This window comes from Nodosilinea sp. AN01ver1, from assembly GCF_050565655.1.
Classification (GTDB): Bacteria; Cyanobacteriota; Cyanobacteriia; order Phormidesmidales; family Phormidesmidaceae; genus Nodosilinea.
Genome location: NZ_JBNXVS010000070.1, coordinates 1 through 20,331, shown reverse-complemented (window position 1 = coordinate 20,331; position 20,331 = coordinate 1). Strand labels below are relative to the sequence as shown.

The 20,331-nt window shown below is 56.4% G+C and carries 14 protein-coding genes and 2 pseudogenes; 5 read left to right on the top strand and 11 right to left on the bottom strand.

Annotated features, from left to right (window positions below; all coding sequences use genetic code 11):
• Positions 1-126: 126 nt before the first annotated feature.
• The 5 genes and pseudogenes from ACQ4N7_RS28090 to ACQ4N7_RS28070 form a co-directional block, all read left to right on the top strand.
• Positions 127-621: pseudogene (locus ACQ4N7_RS28090) on the top strand (DUF981 family protein); the annotation flags it as partial.
• Between the two features lie 311 nt (positions 622-932).
• Entirely contained in the window at positions 933-1,523 is a 591-nt protein-coding gene (locus tag ACQ4N7_RS28085; RefSeq protein ID WP_430714749.1) for an ester cyclase, read from the top strand.
• A gap of 204 nt (positions 1,524-1,727) precedes the next feature.
• Positions 1,728-2,084 (top strand): RidA family protein, encoded by a 357-nt coding sequence (locus ACQ4N7_RS28080; RefSeq protein WP_430714748.1) that lies wholly within the window; start codon positions 1,728-1,730, stop codon positions 2,082-2,084.
• Between the two features lie 66 nt (positions 2,085-2,150).
• Complete coding sequence (locus ACQ4N7_RS28075; protein ID WP_430714747.1) at positions 2,151-2,501, top strand: nuclear transport factor 2 family protein; 351 nt, start codon at positions 2,151-2,153, stop codon at positions 2,499-2,501.
• Positions 2,502-2,701: 200 nt separating this feature from the next.
• Positions 2,702-2,870 (top strand): annotated as a pseudogene (locus ACQ4N7_RS28070) (IS1 family transposase); the annotation flags it as partial.
• 4 nt (positions 2,871-2,874) lie between these two features.
• Here ACQ4N7_RS28070 and ACQ4N7_RS28065 read toward each other — a convergent pair.
• The 11 genes from ACQ4N7_RS28065 to ACQ4N7_RS28015 all read right to left on the bottom strand — a co-directional run bounded on the left by ACQ4N7_RS28065 (position 2,875) and on the right by ACQ4N7_RS28015 (position 19,924).
• Entirely contained in the window at positions 2,875-3,198 is a 324-nt protein-coding gene (locus tag ACQ4N7_RS28065; RefSeq protein ID WP_430714746.1) for a DUF2470 domain-containing protein, read from the bottom strand.
• Between the two features lie 16 nt (positions 3,199-3,214).
• Complete coding sequence (locus ACQ4N7_RS28060; RefSeq protein WP_430714745.1) at positions 3,215-4,033, bottom strand: methyltransferase domain-containing protein; 819 nt, start codon at positions 4,031-4,033, stop codon at positions 3,215-3,217.
• Positions 4,034-4,083: 50 nt separating this feature from the next.
• Complete coding sequence (locus ACQ4N7_RS28055; RefSeq protein WP_430714744.1) at positions 4,084-8,046, bottom strand: amino acid adenylation domain-containing protein; 3,963 nt, start codon at positions 8,044-8,046, stop codon at positions 4,084-4,086.
• A gap of 15 nt (positions 8,047-8,061) precedes the next feature.
• Positions 8,062-9,006, bottom strand: a complete 945-nt coding sequence (locus tag ACQ4N7_RS28050; RefSeq protein ID WP_430714743.1) for an isochorismatase family protein — start codon at positions 9,004-9,006, stop codon at positions 8,062-8,064.
• Positions 9,006-10,700: a (2,3-dihydroxybenzoyl)adenylate synthase gene (locus tag ACQ4N7_RS28045; protein WP_430714742.1), complete on the bottom strand. Its 1,695-nt coding sequence runs from the start codon at positions 10,698-10,700 to the stop codon at positions 9,006-9,008. Before ACQ4N7_RS28045 ends, ACQ4N7_RS28050 begins: the two co-directional genes overlap by 1 nt.
• Entirely contained in the window at positions 10,697-11,890 is a 1,194-nt protein-coding gene (locus ACQ4N7_RS28040; protein ID WP_430714741.1) for an isochorismate synthase, read from the bottom strand. Before ACQ4N7_RS28040 ends, ACQ4N7_RS28045 begins: the two co-directional genes overlap by 4 nt.
• Positions 11,891-11,979: 89 nt before the next feature.
• Positions 11,980-12,759 (bottom strand): 2,3-dihydro-2,3-dihydroxybenzoate dehydrogenase, encoded by a 780-nt coding sequence (locus ACQ4N7_RS28035; protein ID WP_430714740.1) that lies wholly within the window; start codon positions 12,757-12,759, stop codon positions 11,980-11,982.
• Positions 12,760-12,794: 35 nt separating this feature from the next.
• Positions 12,795-14,075 carry an MFS transporter gene (locus ACQ4N7_RS28030; protein ID WP_430714739.1) on the bottom strand — a complete coding sequence of 427 codons (1,281 nt, stop codon included), beginning with the start codon at positions 14,073-14,075 and terminating at the stop codon, positions 12,795-12,797.
• 77 nt (positions 14,076-14,152) lie between these two features.
• The gene (locus ACQ4N7_RS28025; RefSeq protein ID WP_430714738.1) at positions 14,153-16,717 is read right to left on the bottom strand and encodes a TonB-dependent siderophore receptor; all 2,565 of its coding nucleotides are present in this window, start codon (positions 16,715-16,717) and stop codon (positions 14,153-14,155) included.
• Positions 16,718-16,825: 108 nt separating this feature from the next.
• A complete protein-coding gene (locus ACQ4N7_RS28020; protein ID WP_430714737.1) occupies positions 16,826-17,683 on the bottom strand; it encodes a helix-turn-helix transcriptional regulator in 858 nt (285 codons plus the stop codon).
• Positions 17,684-18,472: 789 nt separating this feature from the next.
• Positions 18,473-19,924: a hypothetical protein gene (locus tag ACQ4N7_RS28015; protein ID WP_430714736.1), complete on the bottom strand. Its 1,452-nt coding sequence runs from the start codon at positions 19,922-19,924 to the stop codon at positions 18,473-18,475.
• Between the last annotated feature and the right edge of the window lie 407 nt (positions 19,925-20,331).

The window sequence follows — 20,331 nt, the reverse complement described above, 5'->3', positions numbered from 1 at the left end:
CTCGTTCATGAGGTGGTGATGGTAGGGGTGTGGTAATTCCTAGCTCACCGCCTCTCCCTCCAATTTGTCAAATCCCCGTCAGCTCTAGCCCTCTGCGCTCATTCGAGTTTTGTCCCTGTACCTTGGTACTTTGGTCTTGATGAATCTAATCAGGAGCGCTGGGTTCCAGGCTTTGGTATGGTTGGCGCGATCGCGTTAGTCACTGGCTTACACATGACGTTTACCTGGCCTGTGATTGGTAGTTTCAATATTGCCTATGGTGAAACAAGTGTCCTGTTTGGCATTCTATTTATTGGAACTTCTCTAGCTCTGGCAACGGGTTGGGATTTGCTCACCCTAAGTATTTATGGATTTTTTGCAGGCCTAGTATCACTTATCATTGGCATTCGCTTCATCAACTTAGGGTTAACACCAACACCTTTGCGGGTAGGAATTGCGTTCATTTTGGTTGGCTTAGGCGGAGTGTTTTCTGCACCAACGCTTTATTTCAAAAAAAATCGGCTTTTACGAACGATTGGAGCGATTGTGTTACTTGTAGCAGCTCTTATCTTTACTCACATCGGACTGGATGCCTACTGGTCACATCTTGAAACCTTCTCGACGTGGCAACCTGGGTCGTAGCACAAAAACTGATTAGTAGTAAAGTAAGCAGGCTCAACAATCATCATGTTCAGAGTGTTAGCAACTACAGAAATGCAAGAGAAAATTTAAGTGACAAAAGAGGTGAATCGGCAATAGTGTCTTGCTACGCGATCTGTAAGTTCAATCACAGAATCGAACTTTGAATGAAAACACCTCTTTGACAGTAAGAATCAGGGAAACTCATCATTACGGTTTCAGAAGATTAGGAACTAAGAAAATCATAAGAATCTGAAAGACGCTAAGCATTGGAATCAATACAGTTGAGATAGAACGAACTAGGAGAATCTAACATGGTCAAAGAGCAAATTGCAGACAAACAGGCAGTACAGGCAACCCCCAACCTGACACCTGCTCAGGAAGCTTTACAAGCGGTCTGGGAAGAGCATATCGGGTACGAGTTTGGTACTCACAGCCCTGAAGATGCGCTCGCTACGATGGTTGAGGACGCTTACGTGAATGGCATTCCGGTGATGACTGGGGGAGTTGGAAAAGCAGCAGTGGGTGAGTTTTATTCCAAGTACTTCATTCCACAGATCCCGCCAGATTTCGAGCTAGTTCCGATTTCGCGCACGATTGGGACGGATCAACTTGTCGATGAAATGGTGGCTACGTTTACTCATACCATCCAGATGGACTGGATGCTACCCGGCATTGCTCCGACCGGGAAACGGGTTGAAGTGCCAGTGGTCGCAATTATTCGGTTCCGTGACGGCAAGTTAGCCCATGAACACCTCTACTGGGATCAGGCGAGTGTATTGGTTCAACTCGGCCTGCTTGATCCGGTTACACTGCCCATTGTAGGGGTTGACAGTGCGCGCAAGGTACTTGATTCGAGCTTGCCCTCAAACGCACTGATCGATCGTGCCAGCGATCGCGACTAAAGGTTAGAACAAGCTTTCCATCAATGCTTAAACTGCGATCGCTGGTCTAAATGTTCTCAGCGATTGGCTGGAATGACATTGAAATAGGTTTGCGATCGCGTTTGGTGCGGTGGGTGCAAAATTAGTCTTCTCTAGTAGACGCGAAGGAAATAGGAACACCATGAATAAGCCCAAGTTTTTGTTACCCCCGGCTATGAGGAATACATGCTGAATAACTTGCATTACTCGCAAGCGGTAAAAATTGGCGATCGCGTGGAGACATCAGGTCAAGGGGGTTGGGATGACAATCTGCAAATTCCCGAATTGCTCGCGGACGAGATTGCTCAGGCGTTTCGGAACGTAGAGCGAACCCTGGCGACTGCTAGGGCGGGCTGGGAGCATGTTGTCCACGTCAATTCTTACCATGTTGGCGGTTTGCCCTCAGAAGTTAACGATGTGATGGTCAGACTATATCGCCATTACAGGCACAACCATGCCCCCATTTGGACGCAGGTAGGAGTCGCGGCGCTCGGGTTGCCAACGATGCGGATTGAAATTCGCGTTACTGCAATTGTTCCATGAGTTTTGCATCAGTGGCAGCAGAGACGGCTCCGTTGAAGCATCCACCTGAACAAAGGAGAAATTCAGATGTCAAACAATAACAAAGCCATTTTAGAAGCGGCAAATGCGGCAAACGCTGCAGGCAACTATGAAGAATTCTTGTCATTCTGTACTGACGACACGCAATGGACATTCGTAGGGGACAAGACCCTTAACGGAAAAGAAGCTGTTCGCCAATATATGGCAGAGACATACATAGAGCCGCCGAAGTTTACGGTCGCCAACTTAATTGCTGAGGGCGATTTCGTCACGGCAGTTGGCGACATCACACTGAAGGACGCAGACGGGAAGGCGGATCATTACTCGTACTGCGATGTCTGGCGCTTTCGCAGCGGCAAGATGGTCGAACTAAAGGCTTTTGTGATCAAGGCCGAGTGAGATCACTAGGGACGCGGTGCGCATGGGAGGAGTGACAATGGCCATTAAGCCAGTTAATTACAAATCAGCATTTCATTGAGAATAATCCGATGATGCACTCAAGATTACAGCACAAGAATGTTTTTAAACTAAACACCCCGCCCACCGCACCCTATTCAAAGTTTAAATGAGGTTTGTCATGCACATGTATACGCCCGCCCGCCTATGTCTTAGCTCCTCATGAGGATCAAGCCCTTAAGGCGCTGATGGATCTGCTAACGCCTTTCAGCATTCAGCCGTTTTGCACCGATAGCTGGGGCGCGTACTTTGCGGTTCCTTGACGCCGAACACCATACGGTGGGTAAAGCCAACACCCAGCGGATTGAACAAATCTCTATTCCTTGGCGGCCCAGCCGAGCTGGGCTCGGCTCTCGGTGATTTTCGCTTCAAGGGTGCGTTTTAGGGCCAGCACTCCGTTTGCAGGCGCGGGGAAATCCACCCGCAAAGGCTGCACAGTATCACCACCGATCGCCTCTAGGGTAATCCCTGCCGCGTCTAAACTGACGACTCTGACCTCGTTGGCCCAGTCTAGATTGGCGACCTTAGCGCAGGCCAGCAGGTCTTCGCGATGGTCTTGGTTGAGGTGATTGGCGATCGCTGTCAGCAGCTTATCCGTCAGCGGCGCACCATCACCACGGTTTGAACGTTCAGTATTCATGACAATTCACCTCCAATTAAGCGGGTTTGCAGCCAATGACCGTGAATCCGGTGACAGCACTGAAGAAAGTACCTTCGCCATCGGCTTGCTGAAGATCTGCTAGCCAGGCAGAGATTTGAGGACTTAACTCCGGCAGCTGTTCCTTCGCACGGGCCGCCGCATCCTCTAAACCATATAGGCGATTAGCCGTAGAAAAATCCGTCAGGATCAGAGTCGAGGTGTCTGCCACGGCCACCCGTTCGAGTCCAGCCTGGCGGAACAGCCGATACAGTTCTCCTCCCGAAGCACTGTGGCGGATGGCGTGATCGAAATGCTGCTGGAGAATCTGTCGAGTTAAATCTCGCTGGGAATGATCGACCACCAGGGTATCCCAGTCGGGCTCGCGGACTAAAATGCGTCCGCCGGGCCGAGTCACTCTGATCATTTCAGCCAGGGCTTGGCGGCGATCGGCCAGGTGCATGAACAGGCGATCGGCGCGGCAGCCGTCGAAGCTGTCATCTGCAAACTCCAGCTGATGTACATCCCCCACCTGAAACGTAAGGGGCAGGTGCTCAGAAGCCGTCCGGTGCCGCGCCTCTTGGATTAAAGCATCGCTAGAGTCCAGGCCAATCACCTGGCCGCTGGCTCCCACTCGCCTGGCCAGGGCCACCGCATCCTCTCCGGTGCCGCAGCCGACATCAAGCAGGCAGGTGCCGGGTGCGGCCCCTAGAAGGTCATAGGTCTTTTGCTTATACCGCTGCATTTCAGCTTGAGCCGTCGCGGTATCTAGATAGTCAATAAAAGATTTGGGCTGAGCCGTGTCGATTTGGCTCCAGTTGAGGGCTTGAGTATTCATCAGTTATCTCCAATTGAGGTTGTTTTTGAGGGTTAAGGGATAGGCTCTGATCACGGACTGGCCAGATGAGCGGCGATCGCCTGAGCGACGGTCGATAAACCGTTACCTGTTAGAACCTGGCCATGTTCTGCGTCCAGGTTGTAATTCTCAATGAAACCTGTCACGAAGGGCTGCCAGGCGGCGTGGGTTAGGGTGCTATCCGTTCGCCCCCGAGTCGCCGTGAAAAAGAGCAGATCGCCGTGATACGGCTCAGGCACAGGTGCCTGACGGGCCAGTTCGATGTTGCGACGGGTGATTTCCAGCAGGGTGTTCAACCTGGGTAGATCGAGCTGAAGGCCTGATTGCCTCTGCCTCAGCCGCTTCAGAACCGCCTCTTTGTCCTGAAGCGGGCCTGAAAGCGGTTGTCCTGTTGCCTGAAGTAACAGAGCCAGGACTTCCGCGTCATCGGGACGGTCGCGCCGCTTGAGCTGCTGGCTGGGATACGCATCGAGTAGGATCAGCCGCGCGACCTCATCTCCCTGCTGCTGCAGCCGAGTTGCCATGGCCTGCGCGATCATGCCCCCAAAGGACCAGCCCAACAAGCGGTAAGGACCCTGGGGCTGAACCTGGCGAACCAGCGCCAGATACTGGTCTAGGAGCTGCGCCCAACTCTCCTGAGCAGGGATGAAAGCAGGAACCCCCGCCTCCAGATCAGGAGACTGCAAGCCATAGAGCGAGTGCTGGGAACCGAGGCGTCTCGCTAACCCCATATAGCACCAGCTGATGCCAGCGGCCGGATGCACACAGAATAAAGGCGGCAGGTCGCTCTCAGTAATCGGCAGCAGGGGGGCGAACAGCGGTTTAGAGGGATGCGGTTCGGGGGAGGTGCCCTCTGTTTTCCAGGGCTCGTGGTTTATCTGGACGGTTGAGGTTAATGCCTTAGCGAGCTGTGCAGCCGTGGGGTAGCGGAAAATAGTGGCGATAGGGATCTCACAGTTCAGCTGAGTGCTGAGCCAGCTTGTCAACTGAATTGTCTGTAGCGACTGTCCCCCCAGCTCAAAAAAGTCATCCTGAACCGTCAGTCCCCGCTGCCCCAAAATATCTTCCCAGGTCCGCAAGATCAGGGCTTCTAGGGGAGAAACCGCAGTTAGGTCAGGTTCAGTGAGCCATTCGGGTGGGCGATCGCACAAAGCCGCTCGATCTACCTTGCCCGAGGAGGTTTTGGGTAAGGCTTCGACAAAGCTAAACCCAGCCGGGATCACGGCGGCGGGCACAGCCTGGGCCAAATGCTGGCGCAGCGATTGAATGGTCGGGTACGGCGGTTTAGCCACCAGGTAGGCACCCAAACGCTTAATCCCCTCCGGTAGGCCATAGCCCACCACAGCTACCTCCCGAATGCCGGGTATCGCCGCCAGTACCGACTCCAGCTCAGCGAGGTCTACCCGATGGCCGCTGATTTTGAACTCTGCATCGAGGCGACCGATAAATACGAGCTGGCCATCTTGACGAAGCCGCACCTGATCGCCCGTGCGGTAGGCTCGGGGTCGGCCCAGCAGTGATTCCAGGGACACAAACCGTTCCGTGGTCAGCTGCGATCGCCCCAAATAGCCCCGAGCCAGGGTTGGCCCCAACACATACAGCTCACCCGGCTGGTCGATCGCCACCGGATGGCCACTGCCATCCAGCACGGCCACCTCGACCCCCGGCAAAGGACGACCGATGGGAACGGCCCCTGGCTGGACAGCTCCGGGTTCCAGGGTGGCCGCCGTAGCCACCACCGTGGTTTCACTCGGGCCGTAGGTATTGAGCAGGGTCACCCGGTTGCCAACCGCCGCATGCCACTGGTGAACCCGCTCCGGGTGGGCCGCTTCCCCACCGATGATCACCATTCGCAAGCCGTTGGGCAGGCTGGCTTGACCATGGCTCAGGCAAAAGGCCAGCTCATGCCAGAAGGCGGTAGGTAGATCCAGCACCGTGATCTGCTTCTTTTCGCAGGCTCTCAAAAACCCTGGAATAGACTGCAGCATTGACTCCTCCCGCAGCACCAGGGTTGCGCCACTGCAAAGGGCCGAGAAGATTTCTTCGACGCTGGCGTCAAAGTGCGGCGCGGCAAACTGCAGCACCCGATCCCCAGGCTGAACCCCATATCGCTGGAGAGCACCGGCCACAAAGCTGGCCAGGGCCAGATGATCGACCATCACCCCTTTGGGATTTCCCGTAGAGCCAGAGGTGTATACGACATAGGCCAGGGCGTTGTCTCTGGGAGGGCTGACGCTGGCCGTGGTGGGGAACTCATCCAGGCGATCTAGCCAGATCTGGGGCGGCAACTCTGGAATTGACTGCGGCTCCTGGGCTGTTGTGGTGATTAACACGGTGGGCCGTGCATCCTGGAGGAGACTGGCGTTGCGAGCGGGTGGGGATTGAGGATCGAGGGCCAGGTAAGCCGCCCCAGAGAGCAATATCCCTAGAATGGCTGCGATCGCATCCCGACTGCGGAGCAGGTAAATTGCCACTATCTGCCCTGGTTTTACCCCGGCCGCCACCAGTCTCGATGCAATCTCCTGAGCATAGTGGAGCAGTTCGCTGTAGGACAGGCTCAGGTCACCGTCTACTACCGCTTCCGCCTGAGGCTGGAGCTGGACCTGTTGAATGAATCTATCGAGCACAAATTGAACGGGGGCATTGAGCGGCTCACCCTTGATCACGCTATCTGTAGCCCCATTCGGCCCTGAAATCAACGCGGGTGCAGGCCCGATCAGCTGGTCCGGATGCTCTAAGGTCGCGTTCAGCCCAGTCAGCCAGTTCTGCTGATGATTCACCAGATCTTCCAGGGAATAGCAGGCCGGATTGCCGTCTACCTCAAGCTTGAGGTCTTGGCCCTGGGTGCGAACATTGATGGCGAGATCTTCCACCGGCCCGGCGGAGACATTGTGAGCGATAGCCGGTGCGTTGCCAAAGCGGATGGCGTAGTCGAACGGCATGATGTTGACCACTGGCCCAAACAGTCGGCGGCCCCCGCCTACCCGCCTGAGGTCTCGCCGCAGCTGCTCATAGCGGTAACGGTGATGGGGACGACTATCTCGCAGCTGGTCGCCTATCTGTTCCACCAGTCTAGAGAACGGGACGCCAGGACTGACCCTTACCCGCAGCGGCACGATATTCATTACCATGGCGGGAACCCGAATGGCCGCAGAACCCAGGCGGCCCATCATAGGCAGGCCGAGGGTGTGATCTGAAGCTCCTGTGGCCCGATACAGATAGGCCACGATCGCCGCCAGCAGAACATCCGGCCAAGCTCTCCCCAGTTCTTGGGCAACTCTCTGCAAGTACTTGAACGTCTCAGCGGAAAGAGTATCGCTATGGCGCAGACAGGTGGCACTGGCCGGGGCCGTTTGAGCACTGAAACTGACGGGTTCGGGCGCATCTGCCAGGGATGCGAGCCAGTAGGCGCGATCGCTCAACCGCTGCTCAGAGGTCTGGTAAGCAACATCCTCTTCTAGCACGGCCTGTAGGCGGCCAAAGGGGCAGGGGGGGGCGGCCTTGCCTTGACTCAACGCCGTGTAGATCTCGGCCACTCGGCGCACCAGCAACGAAGTACCGTACCCATCGATTGCAACATGGTGAAGGCGTTGGTACCAAAAGTAGCGCTCTGGTGCAATGCGAATCAGGGCTTGGGCAAAGAGCCTATCGGTGCTCAGATTGACCGTCTGATTCAGGTTTTGCTGCATCCAGGCCTGGGCCGCCTGTCTAGGATTGACTGTCGTACTCAGATCGAGCTGCTGAAGACTCCAGGGCAGGCTGGCATCTAGATACTGAATCGGTTCCTCCTGGCTACCAAAGCGGAGGTTGAGGGTTTCAGCCTCCGTGACCATCTGGCGCAGCGATCGCTCAAACAGCGCCACATCTAGAGAACCACAGATCTCCAGGCATTCTGCCGTGTTGTATAAGGGGCTGTGGGGATACAGCTGCTGTCCCAGCCAGATGCCCTGCTGGGCGGCAGAGAGGGGCCAGATGCCCTGTAGCGTATTAGCCATCGGTATATTCACCTCCTAAACGCGATCGCTGGTGACTGGCTCGCTGGCTTGAGCTTTGGCTAAAAGCTGCGCCCAGGCGGCGATCGTTGGCCGCTCGGCCAGATCGGCAAAGCTCACCTCCGCGCCGCGACCCCGCCAGATCTCCACCAGGCTCATCAGGCGCAGCGAATCGAGTCCCCAATCCAGCAGATTCTCTTCCGCTCCAAAGGTTTGAGGCGGCTGTTGCAGCAGCTCGCCCAGCTGTTGCCGGAGCGCCTGGGTGACCAGAACCTGAGCCCGATCGCCCATCAGAGAGTCGGCCTCTGAGGGTTGAGAACCTGGCGAATCTGCCAGCATGTCAATCAGCTCCTGCCCCGATACCGTCATGCCGCAGCGCTGCGCCACGTAGTTCATGGCCATGTGGTGGTGATTCAAGGAAAAATCTGCGATCGCATCCCCCACCAGAAACGGTTGAATATCGTTCATAAACGCATCACAGGCCGTCATCAAACAGCCGATATGGCCGTACACCCCGCAGAGAATCAGCTGATCGCGGCCCATTTGCTTGAGCAAAGCGTGCAGCTCGGTCCGCTGAAAGGCGCTATAGCGCCACTTCGTCAACACCTGTTCGCCCTCAGCGGGCTGCAAAATCTCTGCGATCGCGGCTTGTTCGGGGTGAGCGCCCAGGCCCGGCCCCCAAAAGTCATTCAGCAAGCCGCGCTCCGCCTGCGGCTGGTCGGTCGGCTGCGCCGTGTAGAGCACTGGAATACCCTGCGATCGACAGCAGTCTCTCACCGCTACAACACTCTGCATCAGGTCTGGAATCGGGGACGTCTGGACATCGAAAAAATTGAGGAAATAGCTCTGCATGTCGTGGACGAGCAGAGCGGCTCGCCCTGGGTAGACCCGCCAGTCGACCCGATTGAGGGGAAACACTTCCGCCGTGGGCATGGGGTAGGGCGAGATTTTGGGAATCGTCATTAGATACCTCCTGAAGCAGATGGGTGAATAGATTTAGCCGCAGCGCTTAACTCGGCCCGCAGCGCTTTCTTATCGACCTTGCCGGCACCGGTTGAGGGCAGGGCCGTCAACCATGCAATTCGATCTGGAATTTTGTAGGGGGCCAGGCCGCGATCGCGCAGAAACCCCTTCACCTGCTCAGCGTCGAGTGCAGCCCCGTTACGGACCACCAAACAGGCACAAATCAACTCCCCTAAAAAGGAATCGGGCAGCGCAATGACAGCGGCATTGTGGATAGCTGGGTGGGCCAGAAGATGGTTCTCTACCTCTTCGCCGCTGATCTTTTCTCCCCCCCGATTGATTTGATCCTTAGCTCGCCCCTCCACCACCACGTATCCGGCGGGGGTTAACCGCACCAGGTCACCGGTCCGGTAAAACCCATCTGGGGTGAAGGATTTCTGGTTCTGCTCGGGGGCGCGGTAATAGCCGCGAATGGTGTAAGGCCCGCGAGTAAGCAGGTGGCCCATCTCTCCAGGGATAACATCTTGATCCGCGTCATCCACCACTCGAATCTCATCGGCAGGAGAAAGAGGCCGACCCTGGGTGGTCAGAACTGTGTCCGTGGGATCGTCTAGCCGGGTGTAGCAAACCAGCCCCTCCGCCATGCCAAACACCTGCTGGAGTTGGCATCCCAGGGTGGGAGTAATGCGCCGGGCCGCTTCCAGCGAAAGCTTAGCTCCTCCCACTTGCAGCACTTGCAGACTCGACAGATTCCGGCTACGGGTGGCGGTGGCCTCCAGCCAGATGAGCACAAGCGGCGGCACCAGGGCTGTGATCGTCACCTGTTCTTGGGCAATCAAGGCAAAGGCGTCATCCGGATTGGGATGGCGGGCCAGCACTACCCGTCCCCCGGCGCAGAGTGTGCCCAGGCTGCCTGGAGAGCTAAGGGGAAAATTATGGGATACCGGCAGGGCCACCAGATAGACGCTGTCGGGGGTGAGGTGGCAAATCTCGGCACTCAGCCGCACACTGTACAGGTAGTCGGCGTGGGTTCTGGGAATGAGCTTGGGCACTCCGGTGCTGCCGCCGGAGAGCTGGAAAAAGGCCACGTCTTCAGCCTTGGGTTCAGACAACGTTGTCGGAGGCCGGTAGAGCCGAGCTAGCGGGCAAAATTCCTGGGCTTCCCCCACCACGACAACGTGCCGCAGCGACTCAATCTGGGGCTGCAATCTGCGGGCCAGTTCCCGATAGTCAAAGCCCCAATCGCGATCGACAATGACGTAGGCCACCGCCTCGGTTTGGGTGAAAAAACTCTGAATCTCCGCCTGACGATGGGCGGGCAGGGCCAGCACGGGCAAGGCCCCCAGCCGCGCCAGGGCAAAAAAGACGGCAAAGAACTCGGGGATATTTGGCAGCTGCACGACCACGCGATCGCCCGCCGCAATGCCCAGAGACTGAAACCCCGCCGCCAGCTGATCGGCTCGCTGGTCCAGGTCGCCGTAGCTCCAGCGCTGTTCGCGAAGCGTCCCTTTTGAAGAATCACCGCCGACCAGGGCCAGCCGCTGACCGTACCGCTGGGCCTGCTGCCGCAGCATTTGGCCAAAGGTCTGGTCTTGCCAGTACCCCAGCCGACGGTAGCGATCGGCATAGTCCGGGGGCCAGCGAGGGCAATCTAGAACCGGCTGCTGGAGAGCCGATTGCATATTCTCACTCATGCCGTCACCTCCAACAGGCACTCTAGGCCCAGCGCTTTCAGCATGGTGCGAAACTTAGCCGAGGTTTCGGCTAGCTCTTTCTCAGCGGTCGAGCCAGCGACGACGCCTGCCCCCGCATACAGCCGCAGGCGACAGCCCTCGGCTTCTCCACAGCGAATGGTGATGGCCCATTCCCCATCGCCCTGACCATCGACCCAGCCCACAAGACCCGTAAAATAACGCCGCGCAAAGGGTTCGATGTCATGAATGGCGGTGTAAGCACACTGGGGAGGATAGCCACACACCGCCGGGGTCGGGTGCAACGCTAGCGCCAGAGACAGAGCACAGGCATCCGCATTGCGCAGCGTGCCGCGCAGGCAGGTAGACAAATGCATCATGCTGTCGGTCTGGAGAATGCAGGGGCTAGAGGGAATATCCAGCTCACGACACAGGGGCCGCAGGGTTTCTGCGATCGCGTCAACCACCAGCGCATGTTCGCGGCGATCTTTATCCGAATTCAGCAGATCTAAAGCTCGCTTGCGATCGGTCGCCAGATCGCCACTGCGGGGGGCCGACCCCGCTAGAGGGTTGGCCTCCACCTGCATTCCTCGCCGCCGCACCAGCAATTCAGGACTCGCCCCGATCAGCGTCTGCACACCCTTTGAGCGGCTCTGGAACGGCGGTAAGTTGAGCAGGTAAGTATAGCCGTGGCGGTTATAGTGGGCCAGATTAGCCAACAGCCAGCCCAGATCGAGCGCCTCCGGAAACGACAGCTCTAGGGCACGGGACAGCACCACCTTGAGCAGCTCAGAATGCTGAATTTGCTCTAGCGCCTGGTCAACCCCCTGCATGTAGCGGGCGGGCTCTGGAATCATCTGCCAGCATGGATTCTGGTTCAAACCTCTGGGTTTTGCGGCTGCATGGTGCTTTTCTATCGGCCCGGCTCGATAAATGTGCTCCGGTACAAACAGGTGAACGGCGGCACTGTCGTCAAAGGGCACGGCCCCCATTAGCGGTGCGGGCGGCAGCCCCAAGCGAGACTGCCGTTCGAGCAACTCCACTGCCTGCCTGGGCAAATCCTGGTACACAATTTCTGCCTGGGCCGTGGGCAGCACCGCTCGAACACCCTGGGCTAAAAGCGTTTGGGCAGGAGTGGCAAAGAAACAGGAGGTCTGATCGTCGTAGGCTTCCAGCAGCTGCCCAGCATCCATTAATGGGCTTGGGCAGCTCAATGGAGACATGATTCTCATGAGTTCTTCCTTTGGCAAGTTATTCAACGAGATAGAAAAGGGGTTGAGGCTCAATGCCCCAACGTTGCGCCACCGTCAATGCGCAGGTCGTGCATCGTGATGTGACGCGCCTGGTCAGAGAGCAGAAACAAAACCCCGTCGGCAATGTCTGCGGGGCTGGCGATTCGGCCCAGGGGAATGCCGGTGCGAAACGTTTTCAGCGACCCCATCAACACCGCCTGCTGCGCGGCGGCATCGGTCCAGAGGGCGTGCTGCATGGGGGTGTCGGTAGACCCTGGCGAAACGACATTGCAGCGAATGCCAAAGTCAGCCAGCTCCAGCCCCAGACAGCGGGTGAAGTGGGTGGCGGCGGCTTTGGAGGCGGCATAGGCGGCCATCTGCTGACGGGGCACGCTGGCGGCGTTGGAACTCACCGTGACGATCGCGCCGCTTCTGCGAGGAATCATGGCCTTAGCCACGCTGCGAGACAGGTTAAAAACGCCAGTAGCGTTGACGGCAAAGGTGCGTTCCCAATCGGCATCTGTGATGGAAACCAAGGGCTGGTGGCTCAAAATGCCAGCTCCATTAACTAAGCCTGCAATCGGCCCCAAATCTTGCTCGATCTGCTCAACGGCCTGGTTCACCTCCAGGCTACGGCTGACATCAACCCGGTAGGGGCTGAAGCGTTGCGGCTCCAGTTCAGCTTTGAGGGCATCCAGTTTGTCAGGTTGAAGATCCAGCCCGGCCACTCGCGCACCTGCCTGCACCAGCGATCGCACGACGGCGGCACCAATCCCTTGAGCCGCACCAGTCACCAGCATTAACCTGTCAGCAAAATCTAAGGACTGCATAGTATTGATACTCATCCGGCAAATAGGCGGCAAATTTAGTGCTCAAGCCCAGGTTTGTAGTTGGGCTCACGGATCACCTTTGTCGCTAGCCACACGCTGGCTAGGCAAATGACAAAACCCATTAGAAAAACGCTCGTATAGCCCAGCGCGGTGGCAATAAACCCACTCAGGGCAGGCACGCCAACGTGGTGGCCAATAATGAACACCGACGACTGCAGGGTGTAGTCGCTGCCTGCGGTTGCTGGGCGGCTTTTGTCCATCATTATGGTGAACAGGGCCGTATTGGCCAGGCTGCGGGCAAACACCTCGCCCGTGCTGACCCCGTAGAGCACCAGTGGATCGCGGACGCCCATGGCCGGTAGGGTGAGGGCCACCACGGCGATCGCCTGGATTACCCCAAACAGCACCAGCGCCCGCTGCCGCCCCAGAGGCTGAATCAGTCCCCCCGCCAGCAGCGAACCGACAATCGCTGCACCCGACCCAACGATGCCGGTCATCCAGCCAATATCTGCCATAGAAAGCCCCAGATCGACCAGCAGCGGGCGAAACATGGTGGCGGCCATGCTGCTGCCGGTCACGTAGAGCAGAATGAAGAAGAGCCAGATCAAGGCGTCTGATTGCCGCAAAAAACTCACCAGCGTTTCTAGGTAGCGGGCGATCGCCTGCGCCACACCGTTAGATCGGCTCACCTCAGCCTCGACCGCTAAGCGCTTTGGTTCCCGGTACCAGAACAGGGGCAGCAGCGCCAGCACCACCCCCGCCGCTAATATCCACACGCTGCTCTGCCAGCCCAGCTGATTCAAGGTCAGCAGCATCACGCCGCCGCCCAAAATACCGCCCATCGCCCGGCCTGCGCTCTGAATGCCGTTACCCCAGCCCCGCTCGTGGGGGGCCAGCAGCCTCACGGCCAGGGCATCGGTGGCAATATCCTGAGTAGCGGCCAGGGTAACGACTAGGAATACCCCCTGGAACAGCAAACGGGCATTGTCTACGACGTTAATCGAGGCGCAGGCGAGCAGGGTCAGCGCCAGCAGGCCCTGGGTCGCCACAATCCAGGATTTGTAGTGGCCCCAGCGGCGAGAGCCGTAGCGATCGACTAAAGGAGCCCAGAGAAACTTCAGCATCCAGGGCAGGGTCAGCAGCCCCAGCAGGCCAATCACCCCCAACGATGCCCCCTGCTGCCGCAGAAAAATCGGCAGGGCTTGAAAGAAAAACGCCGATGGCAAGAACTGCGAAGTGTAGAGACTGCTGAGCAGAACAAACTTGAAGGCTGGGCGAACCACCTGCTGCGGTTGCGATTGGACATTGAGCGTCATAAGAACCTCTGAGTTTTGAGCTTTGGTTAGTTACGCCAAGACGATGACCGCCCTACGGAAAATCCAAGTCCCTCGCCTTAAAACTCGTAGCTAATCGAGCCGATTACCGTGAACGGTTCTCCCGGCTGGATGCCGCGGGTGCGGGTGCGCGGGGTGCCCGTGATGTAGTTCACATCAAAGATGTTTTGGAAATTTAGGCCCAGCCGCCAGCGATCGCGCTCATAGAACACCGCCGCGTTGGTCAGAACGTAGCTATCCAGTGCGAAGCTGTTTTGCAAATCTCCGGCGCGATCGCCCACCCAGTTGACGCCCACGCCAAAGCCCAACCCTTGCAAATCCCCCGACTGAATTTCATAGGTGGTCCACAGGCTGGCGCTGTGCTTGGGCACCCCCGGCAGCCGGTTGCCCACATCGAACTGATTGTCCTGGGTAACCTGGGCATCGATATAGGAGTAGGAGCCGATCAGGTTCCAGCCCGGCAAAATTTCGCCGATGACATCCAGCTCAAGCCCCTGACTTCTCTGCTCGCCTGTCGCTACGGAGAACCGTGGGTCGAGGGGGTCAGTCGTGGCCACGTTGCGCCTGGTCAGATTGAAGTAGGCGAGGGTCGTCAACAGGCGGCGATCCAAGAGTTCAGCTTTGACGCCCACCTCAAACCCGTCTCCTTGTTCTGGCTCCAGGGCATTACCTGCAACGGTCAACGCCGCGTTGGGAAAGAACGATCGCGCATAGCTGGTGTAGAGAGACAGATTCTCCAGCGGCTGATAGACCAGTCCCCCCCGGGGGCTGAAGGCACTACCACTTTGGGCTGAATTGGTCGTTGTGGGGCCTTGAATCCTGGCGGTCGTCTGATCAAAGAGTTCGTAGTTGAACCCGGCTACTAAAATCAGGTTGTCTAGCAGCTCAATTTGATCTTGAACATAGAATTGCAGGCTATTGGTGTCGATGCGCTCGCTGCTGATCGGCGCATCGAGGCGATCGGGTCGGGGACGAGCGCCATACACCGGGTCGAAAATATTAATCGGGACCCGCACACTGGGCGGGAAAAAGACCGTGAATGAGTCAGAGTCGAGGCGAGACCGGGCTAAATCCACGCCCAGCAGTAGAGTATGGTCGATGGAGCCAGTAGAAAATTCTCCAATGACGTTGGTTTGTAGCGCCAGGTTTTGATTGCTGTCGACTTGTTCGGCAAACACCCGATTCAGCGTACCGGTGGCCTCATTCAGGCCACCGATGAATGGAAAACTCAGAGTGGCTCGAATATCGTCGTTGTCTTCGAGATAGCGAAAGGCATTGCGCAGGGTCCAGGTTTCGCTAAATCGGTGCTCTAGGCTGTAGCCAACACTGAGGAATTCGTTGGCAATGGTGTCATCGGGTTCTCCTAGGATGCGATCGCGGGGAATATCGGCCACCCTGTCGCCTAAAGCCACCAGGCCCGGATCCAAAGGGCGTTGATCATTCAGGTACTCTAGCTGAAGGTTCAGGTCGGTGCGATCGCTAATCCGCCAGGTCAGCGATGGCGCAACAAAGACGCGATCCACATCCTCCTCAAAATTGCGAAACCCGTCCTCCCGTTGATAGGTCGCCACTAACCGATAGAGCAGGTTCTCATCTTCGGTAAGGGGGCCAGTGAGATCCACCTGGGGTCTTAGGAAGCCGTAACTGCCCGCCTGGAGCCCTACCCTGTAGGCAGGAGTCGCCTGCGGTCGCCTGGAGACCACGTTGACAATGCCGCCCGGTTCAATTTGGCCAAATAAGGCTGATGCTGGTCCTCTCAGTACCTCAATCCGCTCGACGTTGGCGATGTCTACAGTAGTGCGAACGTCTTTGCCCTTGGGGCTGTAGACCCGAAACCCATCCCGAAAGACTGGCACACCTTGAAACCCGCGCAGGTCAATCTGAAAGCCTCGACCTTCGCCTGAGTTGACGGCAGCGCCACTGGTATTCCGTAAAGCGTCACCCAGATTAGTGGCCTGCTGATCTTCCAACACCTGTCGCGGAATCACCTGAATCGCCGCTGGCACCTCCAGGATTGGCGTATCCGTTCGGGTAGCGGTGCTGGTACTGGGAACGAAGTAGTCCTCCTCGTCGGTATCTCCGGTCACCGTGATTTGAATGGCATCATCCGGGGCCTGCGCGGCAGGCGCTCCTGGGATGGCGCTGAGCACCAGGCCCGTTGCCCCAGCGTTGATGGTGACAGCGGGCGGGGCTTCAGTCCCGGTGATGGCAATCCGCACCTGGTTGTCAGGCAGGCTGGTGACGTTGACCAGGGCAATGCCCGCCGCTGGGGCGCTGGCTAAAAACTCCCCCTCCGGCAGCCGCAAGACGGCGTTGGGGATGTCGGCGATCGCCGCATTGCCCACGATCGCGGGTTCCGGGACGGCTAGCTCACCATCGGTTTCTAGCCTCAGCGTTAGCCCCGCCTCCGTTGCCTCTAGCTGAAGGTCGGTAATTGCAACGGGGTTTGCCTGGGCGATCTGCTGCCGCCACTCATCTCCGGTTGTGGCGGGTGAATCTAGCCTCGGCTCAGCCGTAGTCTCCGGCCGCACCTCACTGGCCGCCGCTCCCTGCCCCACCAACAGCCCCAGGCCCACCGCCACCTGAAGCGACCAGGGGCCCCACCTCATCCAACGCACAGTCATATCTGCTTTCACACCACTAAACGAGAATATTTCTCAATAATTTCAGACCAGCCGATAGTAACGGGCCAGCTCCCAGGTTTTCTTTGTCAGCCGGACTTTTTTTCTGTCTCAGGCGGACTTTTTCCCTTTGCAACCATTCGCCAGCTGATAGGCCTTGGGGCTGACCTCGAAGGTGCGACGAAAGGCGACGCTGAAGGCTTCGGGACTGCGATAGCCGACCCGCTGGGCCACGCTGGCGATGGTGGCCTCCGGCAGCAGCAGCAGCTGTTCGGCCTGCTCCATGCGATAGCTGTGCAGGTAGCCAAACACCGTCGTACCAAATACCTGGCGAAACCCCTGCTTCAGCTTGCGATCGTTGAGCCCAACCTGATGAGACAGCTCCAGCAGCGTCGGCGGGTTGGCCACCTGGCCCAGCAAAATATCTCTGGCGTAGAAAATGCGATCGATTTCATCGGCCTTTAATCCCGACCCTTGGGCAGGCGATGTGGCGGTTAGGATTTGATCAAAACATAGGCCAATCAGCTCAAGGGCTTTGCTTTCCATATAAAGCCGCTGCACTAATCCCTGGTAGGGGCAGTGCAGCAGTTGTTGCAGCGTCGCTGCCATGACAGGAGTTGTGGCCTGGGAGTTGAAGTAAGACGCGCGATCGCCCCCCGCGATCGCCTGCCTCAACTCTGCTGGCAGCTGCTGAGCCGTTTCTAAATCAAACAGGCCAATAGCCGCTGGCTGAACATGCAGGTGAACCAGCACCACCCGCTGCCTGGCTGCATATTCCACAACTCTGCTGGGTCCATTGGTCACCCCCAGACTGACCCGTCCGGCCTGAAGCTGCACCTCATCATCAGCATTAGAACTAAGCCTACGAATATTGCCCGACAGACAAAAGCTCACCCCCAGCCTAGCGGCTTCGTCCGAGCCGCTCCGCTCAACGATCGCCTGTTCCCAAAACTCCAGGTCATGCACCATCAAGTCGAGCCCAGGCCGCAGAGGCCAGCGCTGAATTGAGCCATTACACTTCTGACTGAGGAGCTGTGATTCAGGACGGTACGTTTCTATCGATACGCACTGGCTTAGTTCCTCAGACCGGTTTGTCGTCGGGACAGCGTTATTCAGCACCATAGGGAAGAACAGAAGCAATGCGTCTCACCTTATTGCAATTCATTGTCAAAATCAATACGACTCTCATTCCGATTGGCTGCCCCCATGGGTTAGCCATATACGTCAGTCCTGGTGGACTGATTCCATATGTGGCGGTTCAATCCGCAACGGCCAACGGCCAACCCTGCTTTTGGGAAAATGCAATCAGGGCAGCTCAGCAAAACCGCTCACGTGCATTAAGTAACACTGACGTCATCCAATCGGCTAGGCTCTTTTTGTAGCAAGGTGGCTTAAGTTTGCTATTGCAAGACCCAAATTGCTCATAATTAACCGACAGCACAGACCACTTGCATCTGGCAGGGAGAGATACGGGGGAGTCATATTAATTCAAAGCCTGCATCCCTTTTCCACCAATGCTTACGAAATTTACCCTCGCAGTCTCGAAATTGATTTCTAGCCGTCTGCCAAGCCTTTACAGTGGGATATGCAAACACTTCCCCTATGCCAACTGTTTACGAACGACCATCGCAGCCGTACTCAAGCAAGCCATGTCTTAATCTAGATGACGACAGCTATAAAAAACTGTGCCATTAAATCCCTCATTTTTGCTTAAAAATGAGGGATTTAATGGTCTAGAGAATGCGCTCTAAAAGCTGGTTAGGCAACCACTGGCCCAATAGAGTTTATCGTTACAACTAAGTCATTGAAGTCATTGTCAGTCAGGTCTTCAAAGCTCCAGCTATCGCCCTCGCGCTTGACCCGCACGTTGCCCAGGGCAGCATCGTCAATAGTGGCCAGATTGGTCGAGCTACCGTCGATAAGCAGCGCTGGGGCATAGAATCCGCCACCGGGCAGGGTGAAGTCGATATTAGCCGTAGCGTTGTTAGCCACAAACAGCTGAACATCGAGCAGATTGACGGCAACGGCGTCCTCATAGCCCACTTCACCAGGTAACAGCCCGTCTACAGACCCTTCAGCATCGGTTTTATAGAACTTCAGGATGTTGCTGAAATCCGCTTCTCGGGACGCGGTAACATTCACCGTAACGTCACCGTCAAACCCGGTTAGGTCAACCAGTTCTGGTGCTGGTAATTCAATGACTTCAGGCGTATTGTCTAAAAATGTGACGCCAATGGGGCGATTGAGTAAGGGCGTAATCGGCACCAGTACGTCAAACGTAGATTTTGGGGTGCCACCGTCTTCTCTAAATAGCAAGACAGCACCTGCTTCGGTTGAAACGTCAAAGCCCACCGTCAGCAAATCTCCCTCCGATGAAAAATCCAGGTTGCCGATAAAATTGTTGCTAGGTGGCTCGCCAGTTGTGAAGTTTGTCCCCAGGCGCTCGATTAAGTCTCCTGTTTCGACATCGAAGCGCAGTATATCTCCAGCAAAGTCACTGACATAAAGGTCGCCATCGACTGGCCCCACTTCCAGACCCAGTAAACTCACAAAGCCAAAGCTATCGGGAGACGGATCGGGTGTCGCAAATACAGTGGGTGTGGTACCAGCTTCCAGGCTGTCATAGCGCAGGAGCTGGCTCGGCAGCCCAGCGCTAAATGATGGGAAAATATCCCCAGTCTCAGGATCTTCAGTTGCAATGCTGCCTTGAGTGGTGACGTACAAGCTATCGTTGATGAAAAGTAAACCGTCAGGACCGTTTAACCCTCCTGCCAGGCCGTTGCCTTCAGCAAATACATCAAGGAATGCTCCCGTTTCGCCGTCATAGCGAAGAATTTGATCGCTCAGAAAGCTGGCTACATATAGGTTTCCATCTGGCCCAAAGGCAAGCTCGTAGGGGCGAATCAGGCCTCCAGTTTCGTCAATATCAGTGGTAGGATCATCGCCGACAAAGGTATCGATGAAATCCCCGGTTGTTCCATCAAATCGCAGAACAGACGAGGTTCCAGGCTTTGTACCACTGGTGATATATAAATCCTTTAAGCGATCGCCATTGGCATCAGGGCCAAAAAGTAAGGTGTCGGGATCATCTAGCAAACCGCTTTCAGCGGAAATAAAATCTCCTAACAGTTCTCCAGAGAAAAAGTCAAACAGACTTACATTGTTTCCTCGCGTATTGCCAACCAGAAAAAAATCGCTTTCTTTTGTCATAGGTGTGTACCCTGCAAGTCGCTGAAGCTTGATGAATGATTCAATTCATTGTCATTGCGGAATAGAAAACCACAACCACAAAGAATTGAGCCTCTAGATATTAGTCAAGAGGCATTCGGATTATAGCGGCGTTCTTAAAGATAAGACACACTAAAAGTCTTGAAATCTTTATCTGAAAAAGCTGGATTGTATACTGAAGGACTATCTTTGATGCTTAGAAAAGCCAATAGCAAAGCCTAAAAGCTCATTTGCTAGACTCGCACTAGAATGTTAGCCAAACCGTAATTAGTCACCGCAACAAAGCTGACCTACTGGGAATGGGGCAAAAGTTTGTAGCATAAGGGGCATGACGATACAGCCACGTCCAGAGCCAAACCTGCCGGAGATCGACCCTGAAGAGCAAGGGG